The 1,005-nt window shown below is 62.4% G+C and carries 1 protein-coding gene and 1 pseudogene; both read right to left on the reverse strand.

Features of this window, described 5'->3' with window-relative positions; translation table 11 throughout:
• The coding region (gene bet, locus G1C94_RS07640) for a phage recombination protein Bet (protein WP_172147262.1) at positions 1-707 on the reverse strand (707 nt) is incomplete at its 3' end.
• Positions 697-1,005, reverse strand: a pseudogene (locus tag G1C94_RS07645) (hypothetical protein); the annotation flags it as partial. The gene bet and the pseudogene G1C94_RS07645, both read right to left, overlap by 11 nt.

A 1,005-nucleotide genomic window follows, 5' to 3' on the forward strand; every position in this document is an offset into this window, starting at 1 on the left:
TGTCCCGTCGTGGCCATGACCTCGCCATCCTGCACCGGCACCTCCTCGGATGCCTTGTCCTCCGATTGCGTCTCCTCGACGGGATCGGCCTGCGCGGACTGCACCGTCTGGTTGTCGGACTGCTGCATCTCGTCCGACGTGTACAAGCCGGACAGCTCCATCGGAAAAGCCTTGCGCAAGGCGAGAGCCTCCGCACATTTGCCGAGCATGAGCGCCGGCTTGCTCTCCCACATGCTGTTGGGCACCTGTTTGCCGGATTGCTTATCGAATCTCGTGCCGACGTATTCCTTGTAAAGCGCGACCGCGCTGAACTGCCCGTCCCCGCGAACCACCGTCGCCTTCGCGGCCACCGGCGGCACATCCCAAATCCATGCGTCGTGCCACCCGCCCTTCGGGTCGCACCAGAGTATGTCGGGCGCACTGTATCTTTCGTGCGTGCGGTCGATGGTACGGCGGGCTATAAGACGAAACCCATCGATCCCGACCATGATGGTCTGCTTGGTGACCCATTGCCCGTTCACCTTTTGTCTACGGCCAATCATGTAGATCTGTTTGCTGAACGGGTCAAGTCCAGTGCGCTGCGCTTGGTTAAGGAACAGCGCGAGGTCGCCTTGGCTGGCGTCCTGCACGCCGAGCGCGTTCAACGCGGCCATCTGGCGCTCCGTGAAACTGTCCTGCTCACTGGTGAGGATGAGATCACTGCTCATCACTGCCCCCGATCAGTCTCATGGCATTGTTGAGCCGTTGCGCGTCGAACGCCTTGTCCACGAACCCGCGAGGCAAGCGCAACGTCACCGTCTGCGCGCGCCCCGGCTTGTACTCCACGCCGTCCGGCACCTCGCCGCCGTGATCGCGCACGAGCTGGTCGATGTACTTTTCCTTCATGGCCTCCGGGCGGGGATAGTTGACCTTCTCCCACGCCTTCCTGCCACCGCTCAGATACGCCTCGATGTCGCACAGCACGTTCGCGTAGGCCACCGGGTCAACAACCTTGTACCCGCCCTC

It is taken from the genome of Bifidobacterium panos, assembly GCF_012932445.1.
Taxonomy (GTDB): Bacteria; Actinomycetota; Actinomycetes; order Actinomycetales; family Bifidobacteriaceae; genus Bifidobacterium; species Bifidobacterium panos.